14 protein-coding genes are annotated in these 15329 nt (G+C 37.9%); 8 read left to right on the top strand and 6 right to left on the bottom strand.

Translation table 11 applies throughout. The annotated features are described in order from the left end of the window. Positions 1 to 297 precede the first annotated feature (297 nt). Positions 298 to 975: a DUF2461 domain-containing protein gene (locus tag AC4IF5_RS19405; protein ID WP_490737443.1), complete on the bottom strand. Its 678-nt coding sequence runs from the start codon at positions 973 to 975 to the stop codon at positions 298 to 300. Between the two features lie 378 nt (positions 976 to 1353). On the opposite strand from AC4IF5_RS19405, the gene AC4IF5_RS19400 reads away from it, so the two are divergent. The 7 genes from AC4IF5_RS19400 (at position 1354) to AC4IF5_RS19370 (ending at position 8486) form a co-directional block, all read left to right on the top strand. After that, complete coding sequence (locus AC4IF5_RS19400) at positions 1354 to 3051, top strand: DEAD/DEAH box helicase (protein ID WP_490737441.1); 1698 nt, start codon at positions 1354 to 1356, stop codon at positions 3049 to 3051. Positions 3052 to 3203: 152 nt separating this feature from the next. Then, positions 3204 to 3842 carry a DUF47 domain-containing protein gene (locus tag AC4IF5_RS19395; RefSeq protein WP_027374906.1) on the top strand — a complete coding sequence of 213 codons (639 nt, stop codon included), beginning with the start codon at positions 3204 to 3206 and terminating at the stop codon, positions 3840 to 3842. 13 nt (positions 3843 to 3855) lie between these two features. Further along, positions 3856 to 4998, top strand: coding sequence for an inorganic phosphate transporter (locus AC4IF5_RS19390; protein ID WP_490737438.1), 1143 nt, complete (start codon positions 3856 to 3858; stop codon positions 4996 to 4998). Between the two features lie 194 nt (positions 4999 to 5192). Then, on the top strand, positions 5193 to 6164 hold the full coding sequence (locus AC4IF5_RS19385; RefSeq protein WP_490737436.1) for a polyprenyl synthetase family protein: 972 nt from the start codon (positions 5193 to 5195) through the stop codon (positions 6162 to 6164). 77 nt (positions 6165 to 6241) lie between these two features. Then, positions 6242 to 7192: a GSCFA domain-containing protein gene (locus AC4IF5_RS19380; RefSeq protein WP_490737434.1), complete on the top strand. Its 951-nt coding sequence runs from the start codon at positions 6242 to 6244 to the stop codon at positions 7190 to 7192. Next, positions 7193 to 7732, top strand: coding sequence for a DUF4269 domain-containing protein (locus tag AC4IF5_RS19375; RefSeq protein ID WP_490737432.1), 540 nt, complete (start codon positions 7193 to 7195; stop codon positions 7730 to 7732). It abuts the gene before it with no gap. Beyond that, positions 7725 to 8486, top strand: a complete 762-nt coding sequence (locus AC4IF5_RS19370) for a TatD family hydrolase (protein ID WP_490737430.1) — start codon at positions 7725 to 7727, stop codon at positions 8484 to 8486. Before AC4IF5_RS19375 ends, AC4IF5_RS19370 begins: the two co-directional genes overlap by 8 nt. A gap of 54 nt (positions 8487 to 8540) precedes the next feature. Here the strand turns inward: AC4IF5_RS19370 and AC4IF5_RS19365 are convergent, their stop codons facing one another. The 4 genes from AC4IF5_RS19365 to AC4IF5_RS19350 all read right to left on the bottom strand — a co-directional run bounded on the left by AC4IF5_RS19365 (position 8541) and on the right by AC4IF5_RS19350 (position 12474). Beyond that, the gene (locus AC4IF5_RS19365; protein WP_490737428.1) at positions 8541 to 9845 is read right to left on the bottom strand and encodes a DEAD/DEAH box helicase; all 1305 of its coding nucleotides are present in this window, start codon (positions 9843 to 9845) and stop codon (positions 8541 to 8543) included. Positions 9846 to 10147: 302 nt separating this feature from the next. Next, positions 10148 to 11131, bottom strand: a complete 984-nt coding sequence (gene obgE, locus AC4IF5_RS19360) for a GTPase ObgE (RefSeq protein ID WP_490737427.1) — start codon at positions 11129 to 11131, stop codon at positions 10148 to 10150. A gap of 56 nt (positions 11132 to 11187) precedes the next feature. After that, a complete protein-coding gene (locus AC4IF5_RS19355) occupies positions 11188 to 11766 on the bottom strand; it encodes an adenylate kinase (RefSeq protein ID WP_490737425.1) in 579 nt (192 codons plus the stop codon). Positions 11767 to 11919: 153 nt separating this feature from the next. Beyond that, positions 11920 to 12474: a phosphoribosyltransferase gene (locus AC4IF5_RS19350; RefSeq protein ID WP_123275533.1), complete on the bottom strand. Its 555-nt coding sequence runs from the start codon at positions 12472 to 12474 to the stop codon at positions 11920 to 11922. Positions 12475 to 12669: 195 nt separating this feature from the next. On the opposite strand from AC4IF5_RS19350, the gene AC4IF5_RS19345 reads away from it, so the two are divergent. Next, positions 12670 to 14262: an ABC-F family ATP-binding cassette domain-containing protein gene (locus tag AC4IF5_RS19345; protein WP_490737422.1), complete on the top strand. Its 1593-nt coding sequence runs from the start codon at positions 12670 to 12672 to the stop codon at positions 14260 to 14262. An 82-nt stretch (positions 14263 to 14344) separates the two neighbouring features. Here the strand turns inward: AC4IF5_RS19345 and AC4IF5_RS19340 are convergent, their stop codons facing one another. Beyond that, entirely contained in the window at positions 14345 to 15292 is a 948-nt protein-coding gene (locus AC4IF5_RS19340; protein ID WP_490737420.1) for an alpha/beta fold hydrolase, read from the bottom strand. Between the last annotated feature and the right edge of the window lie 37 nt (positions 15293 to 15329).

Raw genomic sequence — 15329 nt, 5'->3', positions numbered from 1 at the left:
ATGTAAAACTTATCTTAAAAAATGTTAAATATAATTTATTGATTTTCAGTATTTAGCGCTTGTGGTCTGTTTTGTAGGTGAAAAATGATTTTTAGCATGTTTTGAACGCATCCCGGGAAGGATTGTCAGCAGATGAATAGATTTTTGAAATGGAGTTTAAAGATTTTATATCGGTGTTTATTGTATCTCTCGCAGATCTTGCGGAAAATGCGGATTTTTGCCACAGATGGTATAGAGTTTAACCCTTATAATCTGCTTAATCATCCAAATCTGCGGGAGATTTGATATTATCTGGATTCAGTTAGAATCTAAAGAAAAAGGAGTATTCAGAAAATCATTGAAAGGCTTCATCAGCCTGAATACTTTTGTCAGGTTTTTTACTGCGTTTTTATCCAAAACTTCTTCATCTTTCAGCGGATATACTACAATAAAGTTTTTAAGCTTCAGGTATTCCGCCATGGGATCTTCTTTTTCAAAACCTTGAGGCACTTTCTTCAGCTTATCATCCTGGTCAAGTTCCGGAAAATGCTTTTTAAAATCTTTATTATTGACAATCTTAAGAAAATCATCGCCATACAGAGAGATCTCTTTGCGTACTTCTTTCAAAACAGAAGATTCGGGCATGTAGATTCCGCCGGCCAGGAAAGACTTTCCAGGTTCCATGTGAAGATAATACCCTCCTTTCTGATTTCCCTTTCCCATTCCCAATGAAGCCCCGAAATTGGTCTTATAAGGAGATTTATCCTTTGAAAACCGGGTATCACGATATATTCTGAACAATGATTTTTTACTGTCGATCTTAGCAAGTTCCTCATCAAAACCGGACATTTCTTTGATCAGCTGGTCCAGAAATGCAACTACATTTTCCTGTGATTCTGTATACAGGTTTTTATTTTCGTTGAACCACTCACGGTTATTATTCTTGCTTAACTTTTTTAAGAAGTCAAATGTTTTGGAAGAAATGCTTGCTGACATAATTTTGCTTGTTTGGTGTTTTTTATTTCTGGTTGCCAGTGAACAATTATTTTGAAAATAATTTTTTTATTCAATTAAAAATCAGCTAAAAATTGACAACCAAATTTACATAATAAGTGGGAATATTAAAAGAAGAAAAAAAATATTTGGTGATTTTATTTTTGATTATTCATAAATAATAAAGAAAAAATCAATCCAATTTAATAAAAAAAAATAATGTTTAACAACTTTTTAACTCAAGGCTTATTTTTTTAGATTTAATTTTCCAAAAATTAAAAATATCTTAAAGGATTCTGAATTTAAGTTTGTATATTTAAAACTTTATTCAAAAACAAATCAAATATTTATTGTATCTTTGCAAAAATTTTAAAATAGTTAATGAATTTATTTACGGAAACCAATTTAAGTCCTGATATTCTTAAGGCAATTGGCGAACTGGGTTACGAAAGCCCAACAGAAATCCAAAAACAGACTATCCCTTTTATTCTTTCAGATATTCGCGACTTGATCGCACTTGCGCAGACGGGGACAGGCAAAACAGCAGCATTTTCGCTTCCGATTTTGGATATGATTGACGATACGAGTCGCAAAATCCAATTATTGGTGCTTTGTCCGACACGGGAATTATGTCTTCAGATTTCTAAAGACATAAAGAATTACTCTAAATACATGAAAGACATCAAAACAACTGCGGTTTATGGTGGAAGTAGTATTGTAGATCAGATGAGATCTTTGAGGGATAAGCCACAGATCATTGTGGGAACTCCGGGAAGAGTAATCGACCTTATCAACAGAAAAGCACTTGACTTTTCTGCCATTCATTGGTTAGTATTAGACGAGGCTGATGAAATGCTTTCTATGGGATTCAAGGATGAATTGGAAACCATTCTGAGCGAAACACCGGAAACTAAACAGACTTTCTTATTCTCTGCAACGATGAACAAGGAGGTGGAAAGAATTTCCAAAAATTACCTTACAAAGCCGCACCGTATTTCAGTAGGTTCTATCAACGAAGTGAAGAAGAACATTACTCACGAATATTATGTGGTAGGGTACCGTCAGAAAAAAGAAGCTTTAAAAAGATTGATCGATGCGAATCCTAACCAGTATTCCATCATCTTCTGCAGAACGAGAATGGAAACTCAGGAGGTGGCAGATTTCCTGATGCAGAATGGCTATGCAGCTGACGCGCTACACGGAGACCTTTCTCAGGCGCAAAGAGATACGGTAATGAAGAAATTCAGATTGAAGAACATCGATATCCTTGTAGCGACAGACGTTGCAGCAAGAGGACTGGATGTAAACTCCCTGACTCACGTTATTCATTTTTCTTTACCTGATGATCCTGAAGTATTCGTTCACAGAAGCGGAAGAACAGGTAGAGCAGGGAAAGACGGTATTTCTATGGCGTTGATCAAGCCGGAAGAAAGCAGAAAACTGAAGCAGATCAAATCTTCAACAAAAATTGAAATTAACGAAAAATTTATACCTACAGGTGATGAAATCATTAAAGCTCAGGTAGGTGGTGTTTTTGAAAAATTATTAACAGAGCACGAAAATCTTTTTGAATTTGATGATAGTTTAATTCCTGATCTGAGCAACTTCTCAAAAGAAGAATTGGTGCACCAGTTGCTACAGTTCCAATTGAGAGACCTCGCTTTATATTACAAAGATAAGCACGATCTTATTGAGCAGAAACTGAGCAGCAGAGATGATGATTACTCAAGAAGAGATCGCGGACGTGACAGAGACAGAGATAGAGGAAGAGATCGTGACAGAGACCGCGGAAGAGACAGAGACCGTGGCGGAAAGCCGAGAAGAAAAGATGAGAACATGGTAAGATTCTTCTTTAATCTTGGAAAGAAAGATCAATTGAAGAAGCTTGATGTTTTAGATATTATCAATAAAGCTACTGCTGGCGGAAAAAGCAAGAAAAGAGCTGAAATAGGTGATATCGAAATTTTAGAGAAATTCTCTTTCTTCGAAGTTGAAAAATCGTTTAAAGACAATGTCTTAAGCAATATTCAATCAATGAAATTCAAAGGAAAAGATATGAGAGCTGAAGTAGCTAACTAATTTCCTTTTCATACCCTACAAAACCGGCAGTAATGTCGGTTTTTTTATTTGATATTCAGGCCGTAAGCTAATGTTAACAAAACTTAATGTTATATAGTTTCACGTACAATCCTTTTTTAAGAAATTTGCACACGAATTATAAATACTAAAAAATGGGAATTGGTAATATTTTCCACGCTTTTCAACCGAAAGATAAAATCTTCTTTGTACTTTTTGAAAAGGTAACTGAAAACCTAGTTGCAATGTCTGAAGAATTCAACACAGGAATCAAGGATTTCGATCTTAATGACGATTCCATGTTGAAAAAAATGAGCGATTTCGAGCACAAAAATGATGAGCTTACACATGAGATCTTCGTAGAGCTGGGGAAAAACTTTATTACGCCTTTTGACCGTGAAGACATTCACACACTGGCAACAGGATTAGACGATATTGCCGATTATATCTACGCTTCTACAAAATATATTTTCCTATACAAATCACCGGAGATGAAGGCGTACTCAGACTTCTCTTTACTGATCCACAAAGCATGTCTTGAAATTCAGAATGCAATGAAAAACCTTAAAGGGTTCAAAAACATGGAGCAGGTGAAAGAAGCTTGTATCAAGGTAAACTCTATTGAAAATATTGCAGATGATCTGCTTTCCAACTCAATGGTAGAATTATTTGAAACCAATGACGCGATCAATATCATTAAGGTTTCATCTGTATTGAACTATCTTGAAATAGTAACAGACAAAGCAGAAGATGTTGCCAACACGATTGAGAACATCATGATTAAATACGCCTAATACATAGCAAAAAATGGAATTTCCGATTTTACTTATAGTTATTATTGCGTTGGCTCTGATCTTCGATTATATCAATGGTTTCCATGATGCGGCCAACTCAATTGCAACTATAGTTTCAACAAAAGTTTTAACTCCATTCCAGGCTGTACTTTGGGCGGCGCTTTGGAACTTTGCAGCCTTCTTTATCGCTGCTTATATTATTGGAGAATTCAAAATTGGTAATACAATTGCCAAAACAGTTAATGAGAATTTTATCACCCTTGAAGTTATATTTTCCGGTCTTATGGCAGCTATTGCCTGGAACCTGCTTACATGGTGGTTCGGAATTCCTTCTTCATCGTCACATACGCTGATCGGAGGTTTCCTGGGGGCAGCTCTTATGCATGCTTTTATGATGGACTATCATGATGTAGTTGCGGCACAGCCGGACCTTGGGACATGGGGAACGATTAAAGAAGCTTTCAGCCAGGTAACCCGCCAGAGCGTAGTAAAGTTTGATAAAGTAATTCCTATTTTCCTTTTCATTTTCATGGCTCCGATTATAGGGATGATCATCTCGATCATTATTACACTAATTATCGTTCATCTTTATAAAAAATCAAATCCGCACAAAGCAGATCAGTCTTTTAAGAGATTACAGCTGGCTTCTTCAGCGTTATTCAGTTTAGGACACGGTCTGAACGATGCACAGAAGGTAATGGGTATCATTGGAGCAGCACTGATCTATTATCATGTTGAGATGCTTCAGGATCCGGTTTATCTGAACATTCCTGCTGCAGGACGTTTTGACTATTTTGCCCAGCATTATCTTTGGGTTCCTCTGGTTTCATTCCTTGCCATTGGTTTAGGGACGATGAGCGGTGGTTGGAAGATCATCAAAACAATGGGGACCAAGATTACAAAAGTAACATCTCTGGAGGGAGTAAGTGCAGAAACTGCAGGAGCGATCACTCTATTCATTACAGACCATTTTGGTATTCCTGTATCTACAACACATACGATCACAGGTTCTATCATCGGGGTAGGATTGACGAAAAGAGTTTCAGCAGTACGATGGGGGATTACGGTAAGCCTTCTTTGGGCTTGGGTTTTAACAATTCCAATCTCTGCGATCGTAGCAGGAATTACCTACCTTCTGGTAAGATTCTTTTCTTAAGATACAAATCAATATAATCATATAGACTTTGTCCGTAAGGGCAAAGTTTTTTTATTTAAATCAGTCTTCATTCACATCACTGAAATGTATGATCAAAATGATGACTTAAACTTCACAAACTTTCGTTAAAAGAGTAGGTGTTTTGTTTTCTGAACCTTTGAAAAATCGTATTTTTGCTCAAACTACTAGATTTTATGGAATTTTTAGACAGATACCAACAAATTGTTGCAGACGCCATCAGTAAATATACTTTTAAAGATAAACCTACGGAATTATATGATCCGATGAACTATATCATCTCTCACGGAGGGAAACGTCTTCGTCCTATTATGGTTCTTATGGCATGTGATTTATTCGGAGGTGATCTTAAGCAGGCGATCAAACCGGCGCTAGCGATCGAATTTTTCCATAATTTCACGCTGATCCATGATGATATTATGGATGAAGCTCCTTTAAGAAGAAACAAACCTACGATTCATACCTTACATGGGATTAACGTGGGAATCCTGTCCGGAGACGGACTTATGCTAAAGGCCTATAAATTCTTTGAAGACCTTGAGCCTGAAATCTTTAAAGCATGTATCAGAATTTTCACCCATACCGGACTTCTATTATGTGAAGGACAGCAGTATGATATTAATTTTGAAACCCAGGAGAACGTTACCTTTGATGATTATATCAGAATGATCACCTATAAAACGGGAGTATTAAGTGCTTCCTCGTTTGAGATCGGAGCTTTGATCGCAAAAGCCGACTTTAAGGATGCTAAAGCGATCTTCAATTTCGGAAAGCATATCGGAATTGCATTCCAGATCATGGATGATTATCTTGACGTATTCGGAGATCAGGCACAGTTTGGGAAAAAGCATGCCGGAGATATCTACGAAAATAAGAAGACCGTATTATACCTGCTGGCAAGAGAACATGCTACGGAGGAAGAAAGAAAAGAGCTTGACTACTGGTATTCTAAAAAGACCGACAATGTAGACAAGATCTATGGAGTAGAAAAGATATTCAGAAGAACAAAAGTAGATGAAAAAGCATTACGCCTGATCGAAAAGCACAATGAGATCGGACAAAGCTACCTTCAGAAAATAGACGTTCCTGAAGAAAAGAAAAAACCGTTTATCGAACTGGCAAACTACTTGCTGAGAAGAGAAAGTTAAATAAGGTAATAGGAAGTAGGGCTTAGGATGTAGGGAAACACTCTGGGCCCTGTTACCTAAATCCTAACCCCTTACACATGAAGTTCAGAACCGAAGTTGATATCCCTGTATCAGAAAAGAAAATAGAGATTGAAGATAAGATATTTTCAATAGGCTCCTGTTTTGCCACGGAAATGACCGATCTTCTGAAAGACGGGCAGCTTCAGACCCTCAATAATCCGTTTGGAACGATCTTTAACCCGTTTTCAATCAATAATGCAGTAGCAAGGCTTCATGATTCGGAATTTTATCAAGAAGAAGAGCTGATTACCTATCACGAAGAATATATCTCTCTGGATCATCATACAAGCTTTGATACCCGGTATATCCATCAGACTTTAGATAAGATCAACAAAGCGATTGAAGAAGGAAATGCATTCCTTCAGGAAGCCGACTGGATCATTATCACCTATGGCTCCTCATTCATCTATGAATTTCTTCCCAAGAAAAAGCTGGTGGCCAACTGTCACAAAATTCCACAGAAGTTTTTTGAAAAAAGACTGCTTTCCCATCAGGAGCTGACAGGCTCTATTTATAATACGATCCTGGAGCTTAAGGATATCTGTAAAGAAGGAGTACAGATTTTATTCACTGTTTCACCTGTAAGGCATACCAAGGATGGCATGATCGAGAACCAGCTGAGCAAATCCAAATTAATTACAGCCATTCATGAATCGATTTCGATGTTTGAAGACTGTCATTACCTCCCTGTCTATGAGATTTTAATGGATGACCTGCGGGACTACCGTTTTTATAAAGAAGATATGATCCATCCAAGTACTCAGGCGGTCAATTATATTTTTGACAAATTTGGAAGTGCTTATTTTTCAGGTGAAACTCAAAGCTTTATTAAAGAGAACTTTAAAATTATCAAGGCTTTGGAACATAAGACCAGTGACAAAAAAGATCCGAAGTATATTGAGTTCAGAGAAAAGCTTGATCAGAGGATTGAAAACCAGCGTAAGAAAGTAAAACATTCTATATTTTAAATGATCGATTTTACAAAAACGGACTATCTGAAAAGTGGTAACGAAAGACAGAAAAGGGCTCACGAAGTTCTTACCCGATATAATGTGTTTGAAAAGCTAAGCCACTATTCTCCGTTATTGGCAGGAACAATTCCTATAGAGATTGATATTGAGAGCAGTGATCTGGATATCATTTGTGAAGTTAAGCCCGGGCTTGAAGAAAATTTTCTGAATGAAATAGCAGCAAGCGGATTAATACCAGCTGATGCTGATTTGAAAATTAACAACAGCATCATTAACGGAGAGAAATGTATCGTGCTGAACTTTATGCTGGAAGAGTTTCCGATTGAGATCTTTGGGCAGAATAAACCTGTAACAGAACAGAATGCTTACAGGCATATGATTGCTGAATACAGAATATTGAAGGAAAAGGGAGAAGAATTTAAACAAAAAATAATAGAACTGAAAAAACAGGGGATCAAAACAGAACCGGCATTCGGAATGCTTATGGGCCTTGAAAACCCTTACGAAGATCTGTTAAAACTATACGAAAATGATTGATACACATACCCATTTATATGCGGAAGAATTCGATGAAGATAGAAAAGAAGCTATTCAGAGAGCTTTAGATAAAGGAATTACAGAATTTTATCTTCCGGCCATTGATTCTGAATCCCATGAGAAAATGCTGCAGCTGGAAACGGAATATCCGGGACATGTATTTTCAATGATGGGATTACATCCTTGCTATGTAAAGCCGGAGTCCTGGGAAAAAGAATTGGAAATTGTAAAAAACTATCTGGATCAGAGACATTTTCCTGCGATAGGAGAGATCGGAATTGATCTGTACTGGGATAAAACGACTTTGGATATTCAGGTGAAAGCCTTTGAACAGCAGATCGACTGGGCCATAGAAAAAGACCTTCCGATCGTAATTCATACAAGAGAAAGCTTTGAAGAAACGTTCGAAGTGCTGGAAAGAAAAAAACATCCGAAACTGAGGGGGATCTTCCATTGCTTTTCAGGAAATCTGGAGCAGGCACGGCATGCTATCGACCTTAATTTTATTTTAGGAATCGGTGGGGTAGTGACCTTTAAAAATGGAAAAATAGATCAGTTTCTGAATGAGATTCCCCTGGATAAAATTGTATTGGAAACCGACTCACCCTATTTGGCCCCGGTTCCGCACAGAGGCAAAAGAAATGAAAGCTCATATCTCGATCTGGTAGCCGGAAAGCTGGTGAACATCTATGGGAAAAGTTTTTCAGAGATAGACCGTATCACTACGGAAAATGCAAAGAATCTTTTTAAGTAACATTTTAAACGATAAAATAAAAACCCTTTTCATTTTTTTGAAAAGGGTTTTATTTTATTTCTTTCTTGTGAAATTCTTGTTCTTAGGTTTTTTAAAACCTACCGAAGCTGTTGCAGAAGGCTTATTACGGTTTTTATTCGATCTGGAGTTATTACCGCCAGAAGTCTTTGGTTTTTCTCCGCCTGCAGGAGCCGGCTTATTATTGGAATCTCTTTTCTGAACAACCAGATCATCAGTATGGAACGGATGATTTTTGATCACAGGAATTTTCTTTCCGATCAGCTTTTCCGTATTCTTTAAATTTAAAAGATCCAGTCCGTCCACAAAAGATATGGAAGTTCCTTCAGCTCCGGCTCTTCCCGTTCTTCCGATACGGTGTACATAGGTTTCGGACACATCAGACAGCTCAAAATTGATAACGAATTTCAATTCATCAATATCAATTCCTCTCGCAGCAATATCTGTAGCAACAAGAACCCTGGTTTTTCCTGATTTAAAGTTGTTCAGCGCATTTTGTCTGGCATTCTGGGACTTGTTACCATGAATGGCTTCAGCAGAAATATTATCTTTCTGAAGTTTTCTTGCAATCTTATCCGCTCCATGTTTTGTTCTGGCGAATACCAATACGGAATCTGAAATATCATTTTGCAGAATATGGGATAATAAGTTCAGCTTGTTCTCCTTTTCAACAAAATACACAGACTGCTTGATCGTATCCGCAGTAGACGAGACAGGAGTAACTTCTACTTTTACGGGATTATTCAGGATTGAATTGGCCAGCTTCTGGATTTCACCCGGCATCGTTGCGGAGAAGAATAAAGTCTGTCTTTTCTGTGGTAAAAGCTTAATGATTCTTTTCACATCATGTACGAACCCCATATCCAGCATTCTGTCTGCTTCGTCAAGTACAAAGATCTCAAGGTTCTTCAGGCTGACAATCCCCTGGGCGATAAAGTCAAGGAGCCTTCCCGGTGTAGCAACCAGAATATCAACTCCTTTTTTCAGAGCAGCTTCCTGATTTCCCTGTTTTACCCCTCCAAAAATAACAAGTTGCTTTAAAGGAAGATACTTACTATAAGCATTAATGTTTTCTTCAATTTGAATAGCCAATTCTCTGGTTGGTGTAAGAATTAATGCTTTTATATGATTGTTAGAAATTTTATTTTTAGATAAATTCTGTAGAATAGGAATGGAAAAAGCAGCTGTTTTTCCGGTTCCGGTTTGTGCACAGCCTAAAAAGTCTCTGCCGTCTAAAATATCAGGAATAGATCTTTCCTGGATAGGAGTAGGAGTTGTGTATCCCTGCTCCTGTATTGCTTTTGCAATAGGTTCTATTAAGTTTAAGTCTGTAAAATTCAAATGAACTATTTTAAAATTTAAATAAAAATTCCTTCAGATTGAAAGAATTACATTTTGCAAAGGTAGTTTAAATATTTTTAAGAATTTTATTCCGCTTTTTTACCCTTAAAAAAACAAAAATGACCACACTAAATTGGATGCTCCAAGGAATGGAAATAATCCCCCATCAAGTTCATGTTTCAATTTCAAAGTATCTTTCAATAGCTATTCCAATCTTGCGGCTGAAAATGGTAAAAAAATAAAGAGAAGCTTTGGTGCCTCCCTTTATTTTATTGTATTTTTTGAATTGAATATCTCGAAACTTATCCGTGTAGATGTTTCCAGATAGCATCCTTCAGCTCTACAAGACCTTCTCCGGTTACTCCTGAGAAGAATAAAGGCTGTTTGTTTTCCGGGAATTCAGCGGCAATCTCCTTTTTCAGTTCATCATCCAGAAGATCGGATTTTGAAATGGAAACAATGAAATCTTTATCTAACAATTCAGGATTATATTCTTTCAATTCATTTTCAAGAATCTTAAACTCCTGGAAGTGATCTTCAGAATCAGCCGGAATCAGGAATAAAAGAATAGAATTTCTTTCAATATGTCTAAGGAATCTGTGTCCCAGTCCTTTTCCTTCTGCAGCTCCTTCAATGATCCCGGGGATATCAGCCATTACAAAAGACTTGTAATTTCTGTAATCTACGATTCCAAGATTGGGAGTAAGCGTTGTAAAGGCATAGTCAGCAATTTTTGGTTTTGCTGCGGATACAGATGCTAAAAGTGTAGATTTTCCGGCATTCGGAAACCCAACCAGCCCTACATCAGCCAGAATTTTAAGCTCGAAGACAATAAATCCTTCTTCTCCGGGAAGACCAGGCTGTGCATATCTTGGTGTCTGATTGGTTGAAGATTTGAAGTGCTCGTTTCCTAAACCTCCTTTACCACCATGCATCAGGATGATCTCTTGCTTATCCTCCATGATTTCGCCGATGATTTCACCTTCTTCATTCTTGGCAATAGTTCCTACCGGAACCTCAATATAAACATCAGCTCCGAAGGCTCCGGTCAGCTGGTTTTTACCTCCGTTTTCACCACGCTCAGCTTTTACGTGACGGGTGTATCGGAGGGGAAGCAAAGTCCATTCATTAGCATTTCCTTTCATGATGATGTGACCTCCACGACCTCCGTCGCCACCGTCAGGACCACCTTTGGGAATATACTTTTCACGGCGAAGGTGGGCAGAACCAGCACCTCCGTGTCCGCTTTTACAATGGATCTTTACGTAATCTACAAAGTTAGACATATAGTTTGTGTTGCAAGTTACGGGTATGGGACACAATTTTGTATCCCGTATCCCGATTATTTAATTTTCTCTACCTCAGCGAAAAGTTTCTGGGAAATCTCATCAATTTCTCCTACACCGTTTACCTCCACATATTTTCCCTGCTGCTTATAAAGCTCGGCTACTTCTGCTGTTTTAGTGTAATATTCTTTAATTCTGTTTTCGATGATCTCTACATTGCTGTCGTCAGATCTTCCGCTGGTTTCACCTCTTTTCAGAAGTCTTTCAACCAAAATCTTATCCTCTACTACCAATGAAAGACAGATATCGATCTCGTCATTCAGCTCTTCTTTAACGATCTTTTCCAAAGCCTCTGTTTGGGCTGTAGTTCTTGGATATCCGTCAAAGATAAAACCGTTGGTATCGGTAGGCTTTCTGATCTCATCGATCAGCATATCTGTTGTTACCTGATCCGGAACCAATTCTCCCTTATCGATATAAGACTTAGCCAGTTTTCCAAGTTCGGTGTCATTTTTCATATTGTATCGGAAAAGATCACCTGTTGAGACCTGCTTTAAATTGAATTTTTCGATGAGATTCTGGGCTTGTGTTCCTTTTCCACTTCCTGGAGGGCCGAACAGAACAATGTTTATCATAATGTTGATTCGCTGCCGGCAATTGGCATTCTGCTTCCGGCTCTCGGCCTTTGGCGACTTGCTTTTTGCTTTTAGCTTTGTTTAGTTAATAATTACTTTTTTAGAAATTTATTTAAAAGCTAATAGCCAGAAGCTAGAAGCTAATAGCCGTTTTTAATGGTTGATTTGTCCGTCTGCTAGTTGATACAAATTAGGTAAGTTTCTTCCTAATTCATCATAATCAAGACCATATCCAAGGACGAATTTATTGGGAATTTCCTTTCCGATGTAATCCAGCTTGAAATCTTTCTTGTAAATTTCAGGTTTCAGTAAGAAACTTGCCAGCTTTACGGATTTAGGACGTTGTGTTTCCTTGAAATACTTGAAAAGACTCTCAACAGTATTTCCTGTGTCAACGATATCTTCTACAAGAATGATGTGACGGTCTTTCACATCTTTAGTCAGTTCCATTTTCTGGTAAACGATTCCTGTAGATTCAGTTCCTACATAAGAACTCATTTGGATGAAGGCAATTTCGCATTCACCCGGGTAGTACTTTAAAAGATCTGAGAAGAACATAATTACCCCATTCAAAACGCCAATGAAAACAGGAACTTCATCCTTGTAATCTTCATAAATTCTTAACGCTGTCTCTTTTACAATTTCCTGAATTTCGGCATCCTCTAAATAAGGAACGAATGTTTTGTCGTGAACTTTAATGCTTTCCATAAAATTTTTAGTAGGAGGCAAAGTTACGGATTTTTGATTTTTGATTAAAATCTTTTTGTGTTTAATCCCGGATTTGTACTATCTTTGTCCTTTCAAAACCCAAAAATACAGACATGTAGGATATAATTTCTTTCAGATTTGATCAGACAATAGCCACAGCGTTATTGGTGTTTAACCATTATTAAGAAAGAAATCATGATTTTACTGCAACATATGTCCTTTGGGTTTCCGGGAGGAAATCTGCTATTCAATTCTATCAATTTTACGATACAATCTCACACCACATCCGCATTGGTGGGAAGTAACGGCACGGGAAAATCGACCCTGCTGAAAATTATAGCTGGAGAAATACAGCCATTAAGCGGAAATGTTAATATTCAGGGGGATGTTTTCTACGTTCCTCAAATGTTTGGAAACTTTAATAACCGGACCATAGCCCAATGTCTGAAAATAGATCAGAAGCTGAATGCCCTTCAGAAAATCACGAATGGAGAGGTGGATGAAATCTATTTTGAGACGTTAAATGATGACTGGGATATTGAAGAACGCTGTAAGAACGCACTGGAGCATTGGGGACTTGGAAGCTTTGAGCTCAGCCAGCCCCTTGAAGATTTAAGCGGCGGTCAGAAAACCAAGGTTTTTCTTGCAGGTATTCAGATCTGCCAGCCTGATGTGATGATCCTGGATGAACCGACGAATCACCTGGATCTTGAAGGAAGAAAATTACTCTATGAGCTTATTCAAAAAACAGAAGCAACAGTTGTCATCGTGAGTCACGACCGTACATTGCTTAATCTTGTCGATACCATATTTGAGCTAAGTAATCAGGGGATTGCGACTTATGGCGGGAACTATGATTTCTATGCCGAACAGAAAGAAATTGAGGAAGAAGCTTTGCATAATGATATTCATGTTAAAGAACGGGCTTTGAAAAAGGCCAGGGAAAAAGAACGTGAAACGTTGGAGCGAAAGCAAAAGCTGGATGCACGGGGAAAAGGGAAGCAGGAAAAATCAGGTGTGGCGAGAATCATGATGAATACATTGCGAAATAATGCAGAGAAAAATTCTTCAAAATTAAAGTCTGTTCATGCAGAGAAGATCAATGATATTTCCGATGATTTGAGGGATTTGCGTTCGTCAGTGAGAAATGCTGACCAGATGAAAGTGAATTTTAATGATTCGAATTTACATTCCGGGAAAATTTTGATTTCAGCGGCGGAAATTAACTTTACATATATCCGGGAAAACCTTTGGAAAGAAAATATCAATCTTGAAATCCGGAGTGGTGACAGAATCTCCATTAAAGGGTCAAATGGTTCGGGGAAAACGACTTTGATAAAACTGTTGTTAGCGAATATTGAGCCCAATGCCGGGAATATCAGCAGAGCGGAATTCAGCAGTATCTATATCGATCAGGAATATTCCCTGATTAATAATGATGAAACCATTTATGATTTTGTTCAGACGTTTAACGATAGTGTACTACAGGAATCCGAAGTGAAAACATTATTGTCCAGATTCCTGTTCGGTAAAGATACCTGGGATAAAAAATGTGGAGTGCTGAGCGGGGGAGAAAGGTTACGCTTGCTGCTGTGCGGATTGTCTATCAGCAATAAAGCTCCGGATATGATTATTCTTGATGAACCTACCAATAACCTGGATTTGCAGAATGTGGAGATTCTGACGAATTCTATCAGAGACTATCAGGGAACCCTGCTGGTCATCTCACACGATGAGGTTTTTCTGGAGGAAATTGGAATTGACCGGGAGATAATAGTAGGTGAATAAGATAGAAATCTCGCAGACTAAGCAGATAGAATAAAACACAGTCATCTGCCTGATCTGCGAGATATTATTAATCTATAAGCATTTATTCACAATGTTTTACAATCCATTCATAGATCCTATGAAGAACCTCTTCTCTGATTTCTTCATTCAGGATCTCATGGCGCATACCGGGATAGAGCTTAAAATCCACATCCCGGAATCCGTCTGCTTTTAAATGATCAACAGTTTCCATCACTCCTTTACTGAAATCACCGATCGGATCATTCTGTCCGCTTATAAACAGAAATGGGAACGATTGGGAGATTGCTGCTGCCCAATCTCTTGCTGTAGCCTTTTTGTAAATGGCAAATAAGGTATAAAAAGCATTATGGGTAAACGGAATTCCGCAAAGCTCATCCTTCTCAAAATCTCTTCTGTTCTTAGGATTTACACTGAGCCAGCTGGTATCGCTGAAGCCTTTATCCTTTTTAAAATGTTTGTTATTGACACGGGTAAAAACAGAGTTCAAAAAAGTACGGTGTCTTGGAGCAATAGTAGTAGCCAGCGACAAATATCCTTTTAATACATTGATTCCAGCTAACGGTCCTCCGGTTCCGGTAATGATGGCTCCCGCAAACTTATTGCCTGCCTTTTGCAGGAGACAACGGGTTACAAAAGATCCCATAGAATGGCCAAGAATAAAATGCGGAACATCCGGATATTGCTCTGCAAGATGCTCTGCCATCATTTCCGCATCTGAAATAAGTCTTTCATCCGGTTTACTAAGCTGGAAGAATCCAATATCCTTTTTCTCTTTCACGGATTTTCCATGCCCTAAATGATCATATGTCAATACAGCAATCCCATAGCTGGAAAAATATTCTGCTATTTCTGCATATCTTCCGCTGTGTTCCTGCATACCGTGAACAATGAGCAGAGTAGCTTTTGCTGTTTCTGGTGAAAAGAGAGTGTAGAAAAGCTGGGACTCGCTATTGATATTGGACGGTAAATAGTCTGATTTTTGGGATAAGGTCATAGCAATTAGGGGCATGTATTGATAACAATCAAAGATAGAAATATATTATTTT

This window comes from Chryseobacterium sp. UF-290, from assembly GCF_058245615.1.
Note: the sequence above shows the minus strand (reverse complement) of the source record. Positions and strands in the feature narration are given on the sequence as shown.

What these genes read in the sequence shown, in the direction of transcription:
- AC4IF5_RS19405 (WP_490737443.1), bottom strand. Translation starts at nt 975, where the DNA reads ATGTCAGCAAGCATTTCTTCCAAAACATTTGACTTCTTAAAAAAGTTA.
- AC4IF5_RS19400 (WP_490737441.1), top strand. Translation starts at nt 1,354, where the DNA reads ATGAATTTATTTACGGAAACCAATTTAAGTCCTGATATTCTTAAGGCA.
- AC4IF5_RS19395 (WP_027374906.1), top strand. Translation starts at nt 3,204, where the DNA reads ATGGGAATTGGTAATATTTTCCACGCTTTTCAACCGAAAGATAAAATC.
- AC4IF5_RS19390 (WP_490737438.1), top strand. Translation starts at nt 3,856, where the DNA reads ATGGAATTTCCGATTTTACTTATAGTTATTATTGCGTTGGCTCTGATC.
- AC4IF5_RS19385 (WP_490737436.1), top strand. Translation starts at nt 5,193, where the DNA reads ATGGAATTTTTAGACAGATACCAACAAATTGTTGCAGACGCCATCAGT.
- AC4IF5_RS19380 (WP_490737434.1), top strand. Translation starts at nt 6,242, where the DNA reads ATGAAGTTCAGAACCGAAGTTGATATCCCTGTATCAGAAAAGAAAATA.
- AC4IF5_RS19375 (WP_490737432.1), top strand. Translation starts at nt 7,193, where the DNA reads ATGATCGATTTTACAAAAACGGACTATCTGAAAAGTGGTAACGAAAGA.
- AC4IF5_RS19370 (WP_490737430.1), top strand. Translation starts at nt 7,725, where the DNA reads ATGATTGATACACATACCCATTTATATGCGGAAGAATTCGATGAAGAT.
- obgE (WP_490737427.1), bottom strand. Translation starts at nt 11,131, where the DNA reads ATGTCTAACTTTGTAGATTACGTAAAGATCCATTGTAAAAGCGGACAC.
- AC4IF5_RS19355 (WP_490737425.1), bottom strand. Translation starts at nt 11,766, where the DNA reads ATGATAAACATTGTTCTGTTCGGCCCTCCAGGAAGTGGAAAAGGAACA.
- AC4IF5_RS19350 (WP_123275533.1), bottom strand. Translation starts at nt 12,474, where the DNA reads ATGGAAAGCATTAAAGTTCACGACAAAACATTCGTTCCTTATTTAGAG.
- AC4IF5_RS19345 (WP_490737422.1), top strand. Translation starts at nt 12,670, where the DNA reads ATGATTTTACTGCAACATATGTCCTTTGGGTTTCCGGGAGGAAATCTG.
- AC4IF5_RS19340 (WP_490737420.1), bottom strand. Translation starts at nt 15,292, where the DNA reads ATGCCCCTAATTGCTATGACCTTATCCCAAAAATCAGACTATTTACCG.